The organism is Streptomyces sp. NPDC003697 (assembly GCF_053587115.1).
Map to the genome: position 1 here is coordinate 84,889 of NZ_JBSFNN010000003.1, position 13,925 is coordinate 98,813.

Sequence of the window (13,925 nt, forward strand, 5' to 3'; positions counted from 1 at the left end):
TTTCCGGGAGGTCCCGCCCGCTCGTCAGCCGGCCAGCACGTCCAGCAGACGATCCACGTCGGCGGGCGTGTTGTAGAGGTGGAAGGCCGCCCGCAGACTGCCCGCGCGGGCGGAGGTCTCGACGCCCGCCGCGCTCAGCTCCCCCTGTCGGTGGCCGAGTCCGGGCACCGACACGATCGGGGACCCGGGCGCGGGGACCGCCTCCACACCGAGCCGGGCGAGGCCATCGCGGAAGCGCCTGGCGAGCCCGAGGTCGTGGGCGCGCACGGCCTCGACCCCCAGTCGCTCGACGAGTTCGAGCGACCGTCGGCCGCCCGCGTACGAGAACAGCGCCGGGGACTCGTCGAACCGCCGGGCCGAGTGGGCGAGTTCACCGACCGGCCCGTACGTGCTGTCCCAGGGCCGCTCCCCGGCGACCCAGCCGGCGAACAGCGGGTTCAGGCCGCCGAGGTCCTCCGGGACGGTCAGGAAGGCCACGCCCCGCGGGCACAGCAGCCACTTGAAGGCGACGGCGGCCGTGTAGTCGTACACCCCCGCGTCGAGGTCGAGCCAGCCGGCGGCCTGGGAGGCGTCGACGTAGGTACGGGCACCGTGCTCCCGGGCGGCGGCGCGGATCGCCGGCAGGTCGGCGATCCGCCCGTCCGCCGACTGCGCCGCGCTGACCGCGACCAGGGCCGTGCCGGGCCGGACCGCCTCGGCGATCCCCTCCAGCGGCACACTGCGGACCTTCAGGTCGCCCCGCACGTGGAAGGGGTTGACCACGGAGCTGAAGTCACCCTCGGCGGTGACGACTTCGGCACCCGCGGGCAGCGAGGCGGCGATCAGCCCGCTGTAGACGGCGACGGAGGCGCCCGCCGCCACACGGCCGGCCGGGATCCCCGTCAGCCGGGCGAAGGAGGCCCGGGCCGCCTCCACGTCCGCGAACATGTCGGTGGGCCGCCCGGCGGCCGCCGCCTCGACGGCGGTCCGCAGCGCGTCCACGGTGCGGCGGGGCAGCAGCCCGGTACTCGCGGTGTTCAGGTAGGTGTTCTTCGGGGCGAACTCGGCACGAACGAGGCTCTCGAAGGTCTCCATGCAACCACTCTGCGGCCCACGCAAGCTGCGGTCCATGGCGCACGTCTGCATGATCGGCCCAAGGACCGCTTATGCATCCGCCCCGACCTGGGCGTCGGCGCCGGTGATCAGTGCTGCGGCACCGCGCAGCCGTCCGGGCCGCACGCCTCCGCGTCCCCGTCCGGCAGCAGGGCCAGCGGCGACCGCTCGTCCCACGCCCGGGTGAGCGCCTGCGTGAAGACCTCGGAGGGCTGGGCGCCGGAGACGCCGTACTTCCGGTCGAGGACGAAGAACGGCACACCGCGGGCACCGAGCTGCGAGGCCTCCCGCTCGTCGGCCCGGACGTCCTCGGCGTAGGCGTCAGGATCGGCGAGCACCCGGCGCACACCCTCCGCGTCGAGCGCGGCGGCCACCCCCAGCTCTACCAGCCGCTCGTCGTCCCCGAAGACGGACCGCTCCTCGGCGAAGTTGGCCTTGTACAACAAGCCCAGCAGCACGTCCTGGCGCCCCTGCTCCTTGGCGAAGTGCAGCAGGCGGTGCATGTCGAAGGTGCTGCCGTGGTCGCGCCCGCTGGTCCGGTAGGCGAGCCCCTCCGCGGCAGCCTGCCGCCCCAGGTTCTCCTCACCGGCCTGCACCTGCGCCTCGCTCATCCCGTACTTCTTGGCCAGCATGGCAGCCACGGGCTGGATGTCGTGCCTGGCCCGGTGCGGGTCCAGCTCGAACGAACGGTGCACCACCTCGACGGAGTCACGGTGCGGGAAGGCCGCGAGCGCCTTCTCGAAGCGGGCCTTGCCCACGTAGCACCAGGGACAGGCGATGTCGCTCCAGATATCGACGCGCATCAGTGTTCGGCTCCCCACTAGGTCAGGACGCGAAGAACCCCTTCGCAAACAAACGTGAACGTTCAAACAGCAGTGGGCATTCCCCTGCGATCGACGCAATGGTCAAGACCTGTGGACCGTCGGTCAGAACCAGTTGATCGTGTCCTTCAGGAGGCGGGTGGATTTCGCGCGGATTGTCGCGTTCGCTCGCCAGGTTTTCTCGGCCTCAACGCTGGCGGTTGTTGTCACTCCGGCCCGCCCGGCCGGGTTTTCCGCCGGTGTCAGGTGACCGTTGGCGATCAGCATCCCGACGCGGGTGAGCGCGATGCCCAGGTACCGGGCGGCTTCCGGCTGGGACATCCAGGCGTCGTCCTCGATGCGGTCTGCCTTCATCAGGAAGTAGCCGCGTTCACTCCTCCGACTTGACCGCCGCTGCTGGGATTCCCGGTCCGTCATGCGGCCGCCGCCCTGGAGCGCTCGACCAGGAGGCCGCCTTCGAAGCGGGCTCTGGCGCGGACGAGGACGACGAGGTGGGGCGCGTTCACGGCTCGCCACCGCTGCTGGGCGACCCGCTGGAAGGCCCACACGAGCCCGTCGGTGTGAAGCGTCGCCCAGCCGTCACCGAGCGACCACCCCGGATCCGGCTGGTTCACTGTGCCGCCGAGAAGCGACTGGTGTAACCCGGACAGCTCAACAATCCCGGCACGGTCCAACACCACACACGGCAGCTTGGCCATCACGAAGGGAAGCGTCTCACAGCACTGATGAGGAAACAGTTCGAGTGCTAGTGCCGCATCAGGCAACATTTGCCCTTTAGTCGACGGCGCGGGGATGTTGTGATCCTGGGGCTGCTGGTCGCGCTGCGATGTGCGGACGCCGTGGTCAGATCCCAGGTCCGTAACCGGGGTCCGGCTGCCGGCGGGGGGTCCACCACTCGGTGAGCCCCCACACCGCGAGCGCGAGCGTGGCCAAGGCTACGAGTGCCGCGACCCAGGAGCGGTTCACCCATCTGGTGGCCAACGCCCAGGCGAAGAGCGGAACCAGTGCGCCGCCGAGCACGATGAGCGGCAGGTCGATGAAGAGTACGCTCAGATCGCGGGCATGGCCCTCGAATCCTCCGTCGATACTGACCGCGGCGCGCGGTGCCCAGACAAGCGGCGCGGCTGTCGCACCGAGGCCGGCGAGTAGGCATCCGGCGCCGCCCTCCGTCTTCGGGTTCATACCCGTGGCCCGTTCCGCGGTTCTCTCGCCCATGCCCGTGATAGACGCGGCGGCGTGGTGCACGGTTCCGACAGAGCGGCCGCGTGTTGTAACAGCGAACGTTTGGCCTGTTGTGATGTGACGCGCCGTCCGGGTGCTGTACCGGGTGGCAGGGGGCGGCCACTCTGTGCTGATGGCGATACGCGTACAGGTCCGAGAGATCGACGATGCCGAGGGCCAGCGGTTACTGCGGATCATCCGCAGGAGCACTGGATCGGTGGTGACCTGGCGGCGGGCCCAGATGGTACTGCTGTCCGCGCAGGGCATGCCGGTGGCGAAGATCGCCGGGGTGACCTTCACCAGCGCCGACCGGGTTCGCGATGTGATCCACAACTTCAACGCCGACGGCTTCGACTCGCTCTACCCGAAATACAAGGGCGGTCGGCCGAAGACGTTCACCCTGCCCGAGCGCCGCGAGATCAAGAAGATCGCCAAGTCCAAAGCCGTCGAGCACGACCTGCCGTTTTCCACCTGGAGTCTGTCCAAGCTGGCGGATTTCCTGGTCGCCGAGGGGGTGGTCGACGACATCAGCCACGAGGGCCTGCGCATCCTGCTCCGCGAGGAAGGCGTCTCCTTTCAACGCCTGAAGACCTGGAAGACCTCCCGTGACCCCGACTACGCGGCCAAGAAGGCCCGCGTCGAACACCTCTACGCGATCGCCGACGGCGAGGTCATACCCGAGGAGGACGAGCCCGAAGTCATCTTCTGCATGGACGAGTTCGGGCCGCTCAACCTGATGCCGCACCCTGGACGGCAGTGGGCCGAACGCGGCGGCAGGCACAAGGATCAAGGCCGTGAACCTCGCCGTAGACGCCGGGCCACCTACAACCGCTACGGCGGCGTGCGACACCTGTTCGCCGCCCTGGACCTGGCCAAGGACAAGCTCTACGGCCACATCAAGCCCATCAAGAGGCGCACCAGTTCCTGGAATTCTGCCGCTACCTGCGCACGCTCTATCCTCCGACCGTGCGGATCGCGATCGTGTGCGACAACTTCTCCCCGCACCTGACCACGAAGAAGTGCCAACGGGTGGGCACCTGGGCGGCGGCAAACAATGTCGAGATCGCCTACACACCGACCAACTCCTCCTGGCTCAACCGCATCGAGGCCCAGTTCACCGCCCTGCGCTACTTCACCCTCGACGGCACCGACCACGCCACCCACAAGGAGCAGGGCAGCATGATCCGCCGCTACATCATCTGGCGGAACCGCAACACCGACGACCGGCGCCTACGGACCGTCGTCGACAGGGCAAACGTTGCCTGATGCGGCACTAGGTGACTCCGTCCTGACCACCCACCGTTGTTCCTGGCTTCTTCCCTTGATGACGGCGCGCCAGGAAGACTGATGGTCGTCAGACGACGAAGAACCCGCGCGGAATCACCTTGCGCAGCCGCCCCTCGGTCACCAGGACGCCGACAGCACGCACGGCCGTGGACTGACGGATGTCGTACCCGGCAGCGATGGCCGCGGTTCCCGGGAATCTGTCGCCCGCCTTCCACTCGCCGGCGTCGAGGCGTCGGCGTAGGTCGTCGGCCACCTGGCCGGCAAAGGGAATCGAAGATTCGCAAGCATCTGCACGGGCGGCAGGTATGACCAACGGTGACCGATTCAAGGTTGAGTGTGCCGCCGCGCTGTTGGCCGTTGTGAAGGCCGTCCAAGAGGGTGAGAGCGCCGCTACGGCCGATGAGCTAGCCGCGTTCCTCGGCCCCCTGGCGGACACCCTGGACGACGTTCTAGGCGTAGCCGTACGGCATCTGTAGACGTAGCCCGCTGACCCCGTCGGTCTGCCCCGACTCCCCGTCGGATGGGTCTTTTCGCAGTTCAGGCGGTATGCGCTGAGCTGTGGCCCCGTTGGTCCAAAGGCACGCGCCGTCCGATCAGATCTCGACGCGCATCTTCTCGTTCTCCCCAGCTCGTACGGGGTACGTGGCGGAAACCTCCCCTGCCCGGATGCATGAACGCTCGAGGAGCGGCTTTCATTCAGCGGTCGGCGCCCCCGGTGCGGCCAAGGCGCCGCTCACCGCGTACCGCAGACACAGGTGGTGGTCGTCCGGGGCGGGCGGGTGCGTCGGGTCGGCAGTCCAGCCCATGCGGGCGTAGAAGGCCTGGGCCCGCCGGTTGCCGACGTGCACGTCCAGCACAGCGGTGCGGGCGGCCTGGGCCCGCCACTTGTCCACACACGCCGCGTGCAGGGCCGTGCCGACGCGGGAGCGCCAGTGGCCGGGGTCGACATGGAACTGGAACAGCCTGACCGTGTCTGCGGCGGCGCCGGGCGGGGTGCGGAAGGAGGCGACGGCGACCAGGCAGCCCCCCTCAACGGCGCACAGCACCTGTCCGTCGGGCCGCTCGACGGCGGCCCGCCAGGCTGCCACCCAGTCGGTGCCGTCGTCGGGCACTCCGTCCGGGTAGTACGTCGCCCGCGCCCGCGCGTGCAGGGCGGCGATGGCCTCCGCCTCGGCGGGCACGGCCGTACGGATGACCCGCGCCCCGCTCGTCCGGTCGCGGCCCGTCCGTCCGCCGTTCGTCCCGTTGCCGATCACGCGGTACAGGACGTGGAGGCGCCGCCCGCAGTTCCCCGCGCGGCCGGACCGGGTGGCCGGCCGTGCGGACCGGCGTGTGCGCGGGGCCGCGTGTGGCCGGTCCGCCTGCCGGTCACCGCTCCAGCCGCCCATTGAACCGCCGCGGCAGCCCGAGCGGGTTGTCGTCGCGGAGCTCCGGCGGCAGCAACGCCTCCGGCGCGTTCTGGTACGCCACCGGCCGCAGCCACCGCTCGATCGCGGTGCCGCCCACGGACGTCGACATCGAGGTGGTCGCCGGGTACGGCCCCCCGTGGTGCTGGGCGGGCGCCACCGCCACACCGGTCGGCCAGCCGTTCACGAGCACCCGGCCCGCCAGCGGCGTCAGCGCGGCGAGGAGGTCCGGCCCCCGGCCCTCGCCCGCCGCCTCCTGAGCCGACACGTGCACCGTCGCGGTGAGGTTGCCCGGCAGCCGGGACAGCACCGCCGTCGCCTCGTCCTCGTCCTCGTAACGGGCCACCACGGTGACCGGCCCGAAGCACTCCTCCAGGAGCACGTCGTACGCGCCCTCCTCGGCCAGCCGCCGCGCGGGCACCGTCAGGAAGCCCGCGCTGACCGTGTGCTCGCCGCCCGCGCCCGGCGTCACCGGGGTCTCCACGTCCGGCAGTCCGGCGCGCTCGGACACCCCGGCGAGGAAGTTGTCCCGCATGCGGTGGTCGAGCAGGACCCCGGCCTCGCTGTCGCTGACCGCGTCGGTGAGCGACTTGACCAGGCCGTCACCCGCCGCACCGGCCGGCACCAGTACCAGGCCGGGCTTCACGCAGAACTGCCCGACGCCCAGGGTCATGGACCCGGCCAGCCCGGTGCCGATGGCCTCCGCCCGCTCGGCGGCCGCGGCCTCGGTGACCAGGACCGGGTTCAGCGAGCCCAGCTCGCCGTGGAACGGGATCGGCACCGGCCGCGCGGCGGCCGCGTCGAACAGGGCCCGCCCGCCCCGCACGGACCCGGTGAAGCCCGCGGCGGAGACCAGCGGGTGCCTGATGAGCTCGATGCCCGCCTCGAAGCCGTGCACCAGGCCGAGCACGCCCTCCGGGATGCCGTGCTCGGCGGCGGCCCCTCGCAGCACCCTGGCCACCAGCTCGGACAGGGCCGGGTGGTCCGGGTGGGCCTTGACGACGACCGGGCACCCGGCCGCGAACGCGCTCGCGGTGTCGCCGCCGGCGACCGAGAAGGCGAACGGGAAGTTGGAGGCCGCGTACACGGCCACGACCCCGAGGGGCACCTTGTAGCGGCGCAGGTCCGGCACCGGCGGGATCGCGGTGTCGTCGGGGTGGTCGATGATCACGTCGAGGAACGCGCCCTCGTCGACGATGTCCGCGAAGGCCCGCAACTGGTAGCAGGTGCGGGCGAGTTCCCCGGTGAGCCGCACCGGACCGAGCGCGGACTCCGCGTCGGCGGCCTCGACGAGCTGTTCCTTGGCCGCCTCCAGCCGGTGCGCTGCGGTGCGCAGGAAGGCCGAGCGGACGCCGCGGTCGGCCAGCGCCCCGCGCGCGCCGTGCGCGGCCCCGACGACGGCGTCCACCTCCTGGGCTGTGGCCTCCACCGCAACCTGCTCGCGCTGCTTCCCGGTACGGGGGTCGACACTCCAGACTGGTGCTGCTGCCACCGCGGGTCCCTCCACACGTCATGCCGCAGTATTCGGGCGTTCCTGGGCGCCATCCACCGAGGGCGTTCGATATACTGAACACTGTCTCTGATGATGAATACGCTGTCGGAGACTATATCTCCAGCTTCTCGTCGAACGAAGGGGTCAAGGGCGATGCCGGCAGGCGGGACAGGCGGCGGGGCGCAGGTCAAGTCCGCGGTGCGGACGGTGGAACTGCTCGAGTACTTCGCCGGACGGCCCGGCATGCACACCCTGGCGGCCGTCCAGGAGGCGGTCGGCTACCCCAAGTCCAGCCTGTACATGCTGCTGCGCACGCTCGTCGAACTGGGCTGGGTGGAGACCGACGCGACGGGCACGCGGTACGGCATCGGCGTCCGCGCGCTGCTGGTCGGCACCTCCTACATCGACGGCGACGAGGTGGTCGCCGCGGCCCGCCCGACCCTCGACCGCCTGTCCGACGACACCACCGAGACGATCCATCTGGCGCGCCTGGACGGCACGAACGTGGTCTACCTGGCCACCCGCCAGTCGCAGCACTACCTGCGCCCCTTCACCCGGGTCGGCCGCCGGCTGCCCGCCCACTCCACCTCCCTCGGCAAGGCGCTGCTGAGCACGTACACCGACGAGCAGGTCCGCAAGATGCTCCCTGAGACGCTGCCCGCGCTGACCGAGAACACCATCACCGACCGCGAGAAGCTGATCGTGGAGCTGCACCAGGTCCGCGAGCAGGGCTACGCCGTGGACCGCGAGGAGAACACGCTGGGCCTGCGCTGCTTCGGCGTGGCGATCCCGTACCGCACGCCGGCCCGTGACGCCATCAGCTGCTCCGTCCCGGTGGCGCGGCTGACCCCGGCGCACGAGCAGATGGTGAAGGACGCCCTGTTCGACGCGCGTGACCGGCTGACGCTCGCCACCCGGAGGCTGTGAGGCATGCAGATCGCGCTCCGCGAGGTCCACGACAGCGATCTGCCGGTGTTCTACCGGCAGCTGAACGATCCCGAGGCCCTCCGCATGGCCGCCTTCACCGCGGCGGACCCCGGCGACCGCGGCGCCTTCGACGCCCAGTGGGCGCGACTGCGCTCCTCCCCCGGCGTGCTGCCGCGCACGATCCTGGCGGACGGGGACGTGGTCGGCTCGGTCGCGGTGTACGGCGAGCCGGGCGAGCGCGAGGTCACCTACTGGGTGGACCGCGCGTACTGGGGAAGGGGCATCGCCACGGCCGCGCTGCGCGCCCTGCTCGCCGAGGTGCCCGAACGCCCGCTGTACGCCAGGGCGGCGGGAGACAACACGGGCTCGCTGCGCGTGCTGGAGAAGTGCGGCTTCCACCCGGCCGCGCGGGCCCGGGGCTTCGCCCGGGCCCGGGGCGAGGAGATCGACGAGATCGTGCTGACGCTGCGGGCCTGAGGAGAAGCCGCCGACCGCGTCGCCGGCCATGCCCGGCGACGCCCGGACGGAGCCGGCACGCACCGGGCGGCGGCGGCCGGCCGCCCGGTGTTCGAGGGCGCTCGTCCCGGTGGTGCCGGCCCCGGAGCCGGGCGGCCGCCCGCACCGGACCCCGCTCGGGGCGGCCTGAACGCACCGCACCCGAGAGCCGGTCCGGTCCGGACGACGGCTCTTGGGGGCTGTCCGGCGGCTCCTGCCGGAGACGCGGGCTGCGAGGTGCGGCCGGTCTCCTCCGGGCTGCTCCGCCGGACGGCTCCTAGCTGACGAAGTACGTCGGGTTGGGCAGCTTGTACGTCCGGTCGGCGTGGCCGCCGTCCAGGTCCGAGTACTGGTCGCCGAAGTTGGCGATGATGTCGTAGCCCAGGTCCTTCTCGATGTGCTTCCGGGTGCCGGCCTTGTACTGCACCGTGGTGCAGGTCCAGGTGCCCGGGGTGGCGCAGCCGCTCAGGTAGGACGGCGGGTTGGCCTTGTCCTTGAGGAACATGTGGCCGGCGTCGAGGTTCACGTCCGCGCCGATTTTCTTCAGGTTCTCCACGGCGGCGGAGCGCTGGGCCTCGCTCAGGCCCGAGTTGTAGAAGACCTCGACGCCCCTCGCCTCGGCGTACCGCACGAGACCGGGGCTGCCGAAGACGGCCGGGCGGTCCGCCTGGTTGACGTAGGCGGCCCAGGTGCCGCTGTTGTAGCCGTAGTTGTTCTTCTTCTCGTAGTCCAGGCTGAGCAGCAGCGTGTCGTCGATGTCGAAGACGACGGCCGGCTTCTCGCCCTTGTGGTGCGCCGTGCGCGCCGCCCTGTCGATGTAGCGCTGGGCGTCGGCGTCGATGCGCGCCAGGTCCTTGGCGTAGGGGCTGTCCGGGGACGCCTGGTACACGCCGTCGCTGTCGAGCGTGGTGCCGTAGTAGGTGTCGATGTCCTTGACCAGGAGCCCGATGTTGTAGGGCTCGTGGGTGGAGTTGGCCGTCGACTGACCGGCCGTGGCCGCGCCCGCGCCGTAGAGGGCGGCGCCGGCGACGGCACAACTGGCGGCGACGGCCGCAGCCCTGAGGGACTTCCGCATGAAATCTCCGGATCTGGTTGGTGGTTGGAGCACCAGGTCACGCATTGTCTACGCGCATCACACACCGGAAGCGAGAGGCGTTACCCGATCGGTACCGAAACCCTGGCCGTGGCATGACCTGCGCCTGGCCCGGCCATGACCGTCCCTTGACCCGGCCGTCCCGGGGGCAGGCGTACGCGTCCGCGTGGCGCCTGCCCACCGGGTAGGCGGTGAAGCCCAGCACGAGCAGGGCGGCCGGGGTGATCAACAGGTAGGGCAGCCTGCGCGGCGTGGCGGAGGCACGACGCCGTCGGGGTGGCGCGGGCGGTTTCGCCACGGCTGCGGCTTGGGCCATGACTGTTCTCCGTTCGCAGTGGGGCGTGGACGGGTACGCAGGAAGCGCTTTCTGCGCACCGTGCCGAAGGGCTCCGCTCAGCGGGGAGGGGGCGTCGGAGGGGTGGGGGTGGAGCGGTCGGGGTGCCGGGCGGCTCACCCGGCGTACGGGTCCGGCGCCTTCCCCGGGCGGGCCAGGAACTCGAAGTCGCAGCCGGTGTCCGCCTGGCCGATCTGGTCGAAGTAGAGCGCGCCGTACGTTCCGTCAATGCTCCCGGCAGCGGAAGTCCAGGTTCGGCCGGAGCGCTTCCTAAGGCATTGAACCGACACGCTCCCCTCGACGCGCCCTGTGGGAGCGCCGTGTTCAGGGCATCCGCCCGATGTGCCGGGCCGGGCGCCGGCGTCAGGATCGCCGGGCATGACGACGACTTCATGGACCCTGCTGCGGGTGCTGCGCGACCGCGAGGCGGGGCTGTTCCTGACAGCGGTGGTGGTGTCCGGCTTCGGCACGTCGGCCCTGTGGCTGGTCTCGGGGGTGTGGGTGAAGGACCTCACCGGCTCCAGCGGGCTCGCCGCCCTGTGCGTGCTCGCCCTGTGGGCGCCGTCCCTGGCGGGCCCGCTGCTGGGCACGCTCGCCGACCGCGTCCGCCGCGCACCCCTGCTGATCGGGGTCAACCTGCTGCTCGCGGCACTGCTGACCACCCTCCTCGCGGTCGGCTCGCCCGGCCGGCTGTGGCTGCTGTTCGCCGTCCTGACCGGCTACGGCGCCGCGGGGGTCGTCCACGACGCGGCCGAGTCCGCGCTGGTGGCCGCCGCCGTCGAGCCGGCGCTGCTGGGCGACTTCAACGGACTGCGGACGACGGCGGCCGAGGGTACGAAGCTGCTGGCCCCGCTGGCGGGCGCGGGCCTGTACGCCGCGTACGGCGGCCCGGCCGTGGTCCTGCTGGACGCGCTGACGTTCGTGCTCGCCGCGGGCCTGTACGCGCTGCTGCACGTCCATGAGGAGCGCCCCGGCCGGGACGCCGGTCCCTGGTGGCGGCAGACCGCCGAGGGCGCCCGTCACCTGTGGGCCCACGCGCGGCTGCGCCCCCTGGTGCTGGCCGGGGGCACCACGATGCTCTGCGCGGGCCTGAACGGCGCGCTGGTCTACGCGGTCGTGGACGGGCTCGGGCACTCCCCCGCGTTCGCCGGTGTGCTGTACACCGCCCAGGGCGCCGGATCGGTCGCGGTCGGGCTTGTCTCGGGAGCCGCACTGCGCCGGCTGGGGCACCGCCGGTTCGCGGCCTGCGGGATCGCCCTCACCGGGGTCGCGGTGGCCCTGCGCGCGGTGCCGTCGGACCCGGTGGTGGTCGGGTGCAGTGCGGCGATCGGCGCGGGGTTGCCGTGCGTGCTGATCGCCGCGTTCTCCGCCGTCCAGCGCGAGACACCGCACGACCTGCTCGGCCGGACGGCCGCCACGGCCCACACGCTGGTCTTCGCACCGAACGTGGCCGGGCTGGCCGTGGGGGCCGGGCTGGTCGAGGTCGTCGGCCACCGGCCCCTGCTGGCCGTGCTGGGCGTCGCGCTGGCGGTGACGGCGGCGCCGCTGTGTCAGAGCGCGGCGAGCGCCGAGCGCACCGCCTCCAGGTCACCGTCCGACGCCAACCCGGCGTGATACAGCCGCAGTTCGGTCGCACCGAGGTCGCGGGCCCGGGCGGCGTCGGCACCCAGGGTGTGCGGGCTGCCGCCCATGCCGGAGACGACGGTCAGGTTGGCGGCCAGGACGGCGCCGGCCCGGGCCCGCTCCGCGAACGGCGTCAGCAGCCCGGCCCCGGCCGTGCAGGGCACGACCACGCCGTCGGCGACGGACAGGACGTGCGCGGGGTCGACGCCCGCGTTGGCGCCGCAGTGGTACGACACCGGGTGGGCGTGCAGCAGGATCCGGAAGTCCTCGGGAGCCGCCGCGCGGACCGCCGCGACCGCCTCCTGCTGGAGGCTGCGGGCGGTGGCGTCGCGCCACGCGCGGGTGGCGTCCGCCGTCGTCTCCCCGAGCAGCTTCTCCACGCCGGCCCAGCCCCCGCCGGAGGACGCTCCCCGCCACACCGGCTCCAGGGCGCCGCGCACGGCGTGCGCCACCGCGCCGGCGTCCAGGCCCCGTGCGGCGTAGCCCGCGCGGCAGGCCGGGCAGAAGCACAGCGACATCAGGTACTGCCCGGCGTCGCCGAGGCCGACCCCGCCGGTCTTGTCGTGGGCGTGCAGGTGCCCGAGTCCGTACCAGCCGAGGGACTCCAGCTCCGTCCCGCACGCCCCGGGCCGTACGGCCGCCTCCCTGGCCAGCTCGACCAGGTAGGCCCGGGTGGCGGGCTGCGCGATGCAGGGCGCCCACGGGTAGCGGTCGCCGTAGGCGTTGACGACCGAGGTGTCCGGATGCTCGGCGCCCAGGCGGGAGTTGTGCGCGAGAACGACCCAGCTCGCCACTTCCAGGCCGGCGTCGGCGAGCGCCGCAGCGGCCTCGCCGTAGGCGTCGCCGGGCGCCCAGTCCCCGGCGGGGAAGGGCCGCAGCGCGCGGCCCTCCCAGCGCGCGTCCGCCCGGTACAGGACGGCGGCGTACCCGGCGGTGACGACGCGGTGGCGCGGATGACGGGGGGTCAGCGCGCTCGTGGAGTGGTAGGCGGCGGCCAGGGTCACCTGTCGCACGCCGAGCGCGGCGATCCGCGCCGGGGCCCCGGGGTCGCCGTTGACGTCCCAGGGGTAGACGAAGGCCGACGCCCTCACATGTCCTCCTCGATCAGCGCCTGCCCACGCTCGATCAGGTGGGCGAGCTGCTTGACGTGCTCCTCGGCCGGCTCCTGCAGCGGCGGCCGCACCTCCCCCACGTCCAGTCCGCGCAGCCGCACCCCGGCCTTGACCAGGGAGACGGCGTAGCCGCGGCCCTGCGCGCGCAGTTCGACGAACGGGCGGTAGAAGCCGTCCAGCAGCCGGTGCGCGGTCGCGTCGTCGCCGGTGGCGAGCGCCCGGTGGAAGGCGAGCGCGGTCTCGGGGGCGAAGCAGAAGACGGCGGACGAGTACAGGCAGACGCCGATGCCGCGATAGGCGAGCTGGGTCTGCTCGGCGGTCGGCAGCCCGTTGAAGTACAGGAAGTCGCCGGGGACCTCGGTGCGGACCGCGCTGACGATCCGCTGCATCAGGTCGAGGTCGCCGACGCCGTCCTTGAACCCGATGATGCCGTCGGTGCGGGCCAGTTCGACCACGGTCCGCGGGGTGAAGACGGCGTTGTCGCGCTGGTAGACGACGACGGGCAGCGCGGTCGCCGCGGCTACCTCAGGTAGTGGCGCAGCAGGCCCTCCTGCCCGGCGACCACGAGGTAGGGCGGCATGGCGAGCAGGCCGTCCGCCCCGGCCGCCTCCGCCCGCCGCGCGTACCGCACGGCGAGGGCGGTGCCGTAGCCCGCGCCCGCCACCACCGGGACCCTGCCCGCTGCCGTCTCGACGGCCGCCCGGACGCAGTCGTCGAACTCCTCGGGCGTGAGCGCGTGGAACTCACCGGTGCCGCAGCAGGCGAAGACGGCGGCGGCACCGGCCTCGATGCCCTGGCGCACGTGCGTGCGATAGGCGTCGAGGTCGACCGAGCCGTCGTGGCCGTAGGCGGTGACGGGGAAGAACAGCGGCCCGCTGGGGATGCTGAGGCGTTCGGCGAGGGGTGCTGACGTCACGGGCTCTCCCTAAGGCAGGCGCTCGCACCGGACAGGCGCTCTTCCGCTGGACCGGACCTCTGAGCGCGTGCACGTTTCTGATCCATGTCCATATTTCTGAACGCGC

General features: G+C 72.2%; 13 protein-coding genes and 2 pseudogenes. 4 read left to right on the plus strand and 11 right to left on the minus strand.

What is annotated here, in order from left to right:
• Positions 1-24: 24 nt before the first annotated feature.
• The 5 genes from ACWDNY_RS01990 to ACWDNY_RS02010 all read right to left on the minus strand — a co-directional run bounded on the left by ACWDNY_RS01990 (position 25) and on the right by ACWDNY_RS02010 (position 3,128).
• Entirely contained in the window at positions 25-1,074 is a 1,050-nt protein-coding gene (locus ACWDNY_RS01990; protein WP_451643746.1) for an aminotransferase class V-fold PLP-dependent enzyme, read from the minus strand.
• Between the two features lie 107 nt (positions 1,075-1,181).
• Positions 1,182-1,895 (minus strand): DsbA family oxidoreductase, encoded by a 714-nt coding sequence (locus tag ACWDNY_RS01995; RefSeq protein WP_451643747.1) that lies wholly within the window; start codon positions 1,893-1,895, stop codon positions 1,182-1,184.
• A gap of 123 nt (positions 1,896-2,018) precedes the next feature.
• A complete protein-coding gene (locus ACWDNY_RS02000) occupies positions 2,019-2,330 on the minus strand; it encodes a DNA-binding protein (protein ID WP_451643748.1) in 312 nt (103 codons plus the stop codon).
• Entirely contained in the window at positions 2,327-2,614 is a 288-nt protein-coding gene (locus tag ACWDNY_RS02005; protein ID WP_451643812.1) for a hypothetical protein, read from the minus strand. The genes ACWDNY_RS02000 and ACWDNY_RS02005 overlap by 4 nt, the downstream gene beginning before the upstream one ends.
• 142 nt (positions 2,615-2,756) lie before the next feature.
• Positions 2,757-3,128, minus strand: a complete 372-nt coding sequence (locus ACWDNY_RS02010; RefSeq protein WP_451643749.1) for a hypothetical protein — start codon at positions 3,126-3,128, stop codon at positions 2,757-2,759.
• 139 nt (positions 3,129-3,267) lie between these two features.
• Between ACWDNY_RS02010 and ACWDNY_RS02015 the strand changes: the two are divergent.
• Positions 3,268-4,400: pseudogene (locus ACWDNY_RS02015) on the plus strand (IS630 family transposase).
• A gap of 88 nt (positions 4,401-4,488) precedes the next feature.
• Here ACWDNY_RS02015 and ACWDNY_RS02020 read toward each other — a convergent pair.
• From ACWDNY_RS02020 to ACWDNY_RS02030, 3 genes are all read right to left on the minus strand, one after another.
• Positions 4,489-4,674, minus strand: a complete 186-nt coding sequence (locus ACWDNY_RS02020) for a GntR family transcriptional regulator (RefSeq protein WP_451643750.1) — start codon at positions 4,672-4,674, stop codon at positions 4,489-4,491.
• 439 nt (positions 4,675-5,113) lie between these two features.
• Positions 5,114-5,677, minus strand: a complete 564-nt coding sequence (locus tag ACWDNY_RS02025; RefSeq protein ID WP_451643751.1) for an N-acetyltransferase family protein — start codon at positions 5,675-5,677, stop codon at positions 5,114-5,116.
• A gap of 112 nt (positions 5,678-5,789) precedes the next feature.
• Positions 5,790-7,319: an aldehyde dehydrogenase (NADP(+)) gene (locus ACWDNY_RS02030; RefSeq protein ID WP_451643752.1), complete on the minus strand. Its 1,530-nt coding sequence runs from the start codon at positions 7,317-7,319 to the stop codon at positions 5,790-5,792.
• Between the two features lie 153 nt (positions 7,320-7,472).
• On the opposite strand from ACWDNY_RS02030, the gene ACWDNY_RS02035 reads away from it, so the two are divergent.
• Together ACWDNY_RS02035 and ACWDNY_RS02040 are read left to right on the plus strand one after the other, a co-directional pair.
• Positions 7,473-8,246: an IclR family transcriptional regulator gene (locus tag ACWDNY_RS02035; protein ID WP_451643753.1), complete on the plus strand. Its 774-nt coding sequence runs from the start codon at positions 7,473-7,475 to the stop codon at positions 8,244-8,246.
• Positions 8,247-8,249: 3 nt separating this feature from the next.
• On the plus strand, positions 8,250-8,723 hold the full coding sequence (locus tag ACWDNY_RS02040; RefSeq protein ID WP_451643754.1) for a GNAT family N-acetyltransferase: 474 nt from the start codon (positions 8,250-8,252) through the stop codon (positions 8,721-8,723).
• Positions 8,724-9,018: 295 nt separating this feature from the next.
• Here ACWDNY_RS02040 and ACWDNY_RS02045 read toward each other — a convergent pair whose 3' ends face one another.
• The gene (locus ACWDNY_RS02045; RefSeq protein ID WP_451643755.1) at positions 9,019-9,816 is read right to left on the minus strand and encodes an HAD family acid phosphatase; all 798 of its coding nucleotides are present in this window, start codon (positions 9,814-9,816) and stop codon (positions 9,019-9,021) included.
• 730 nt (positions 9,817-10,546) lie between these two features.
• Between ACWDNY_RS02045 and ACWDNY_RS02050 the strand changes: the two genes are divergently transcribed.
• A complete protein-coding gene (locus ACWDNY_RS02050) occupies positions 10,547-11,782 on the plus strand; it encodes an MFS transporter (protein WP_451643756.1) in 1,236 nt (411 codons plus the stop codon).
• On the opposite strand, the gene ACWDNY_RS02055 is transcribed toward ACWDNY_RS02050, so the two are convergent.
• The gene (locus ACWDNY_RS02055; protein WP_451643757.1) at positions 11,719-12,882 is read right to left on the minus strand and encodes a hypothetical protein; all 1,164 of its coding nucleotides are present in this window, start codon (positions 12,880-12,882) and stop codon (positions 11,719-11,721) included. The two genes, ACWDNY_RS02050 and ACWDNY_RS02055, sit on opposite strands and share 64 nt — an antisense overlap.
• Positions 12,879-13,819: pseudogene (locus ACWDNY_RS02060) on the minus strand (5-dehydro-4-deoxyglucarate dehydratase). The gene ACWDNY_RS02055 and the pseudogene ACWDNY_RS02060 overlap by 4 nt, the downstream one beginning before the upstream one ends.
• Positions 13,820-13,925: the final 106 nt, after the last annotated feature.

What these genes read in the sequence shown, in the direction of transcription:
- ACWDNY_RS01990 (WP_451643746.1), bottom strand. Translation starts at nt 1,074, where the DNA reads ATGGAGACCTTCGAGAGCCTCGTTCGTGCCGAGTTCGCCCCGAAGAAC.
- ACWDNY_RS01995 (WP_451643747.1), bottom strand. Translation starts at nt 1,895, where the DNA reads ATGCGCGTCGATATCTGGAGCGACATCGCCTGTCCCTGGTGCTACGTG.
- ACWDNY_RS02000 (WP_451643748.1), bottom strand. Translation starts at nt 2,330, where the DNA reads ATGACGGACCGGGAATCCCAGCAGCGGCGGTCAAGTCGGAGGAGTGAA.
- ACWDNY_RS02010 (WP_451643749.1), bottom strand. Translation starts at nt 3,128, where the DNA reads ATGGGCGAGAGAACCGCGGAACGGGCCACGGGTATGAACCCGAAGACG.
- ACWDNY_RS02035 (WP_451643753.1), top strand. Translation starts at nt 7,473, where the DNA reads ATGCCGGCAGGCGGGACAGGCGGCGGGGCGCAGGTCAAGTCCGCGGTG.
- ACWDNY_RS02040 (WP_451643754.1), top strand. Translation starts at nt 8,250, where the DNA reads ATGCAGATCGCGCTCCGCGAGGTCCACGACAGCGATCTGCCGGTGTTC.
- ACWDNY_RS02045 (WP_451643755.1), bottom strand. Translation starts at nt 9,816, where the DNA reads ATGCGGAAGTCCCTCAGGGCTGCGGCCGTCGCCGCCAGTTGTGCCGTC.
- ACWDNY_RS02050 (WP_451643756.1), top strand. Translation starts at nt 10,547, where the DNA reads ATGACGACGACTTCATGGACCCTGCTGCGGGTGCTGCGCGACCGCGAG.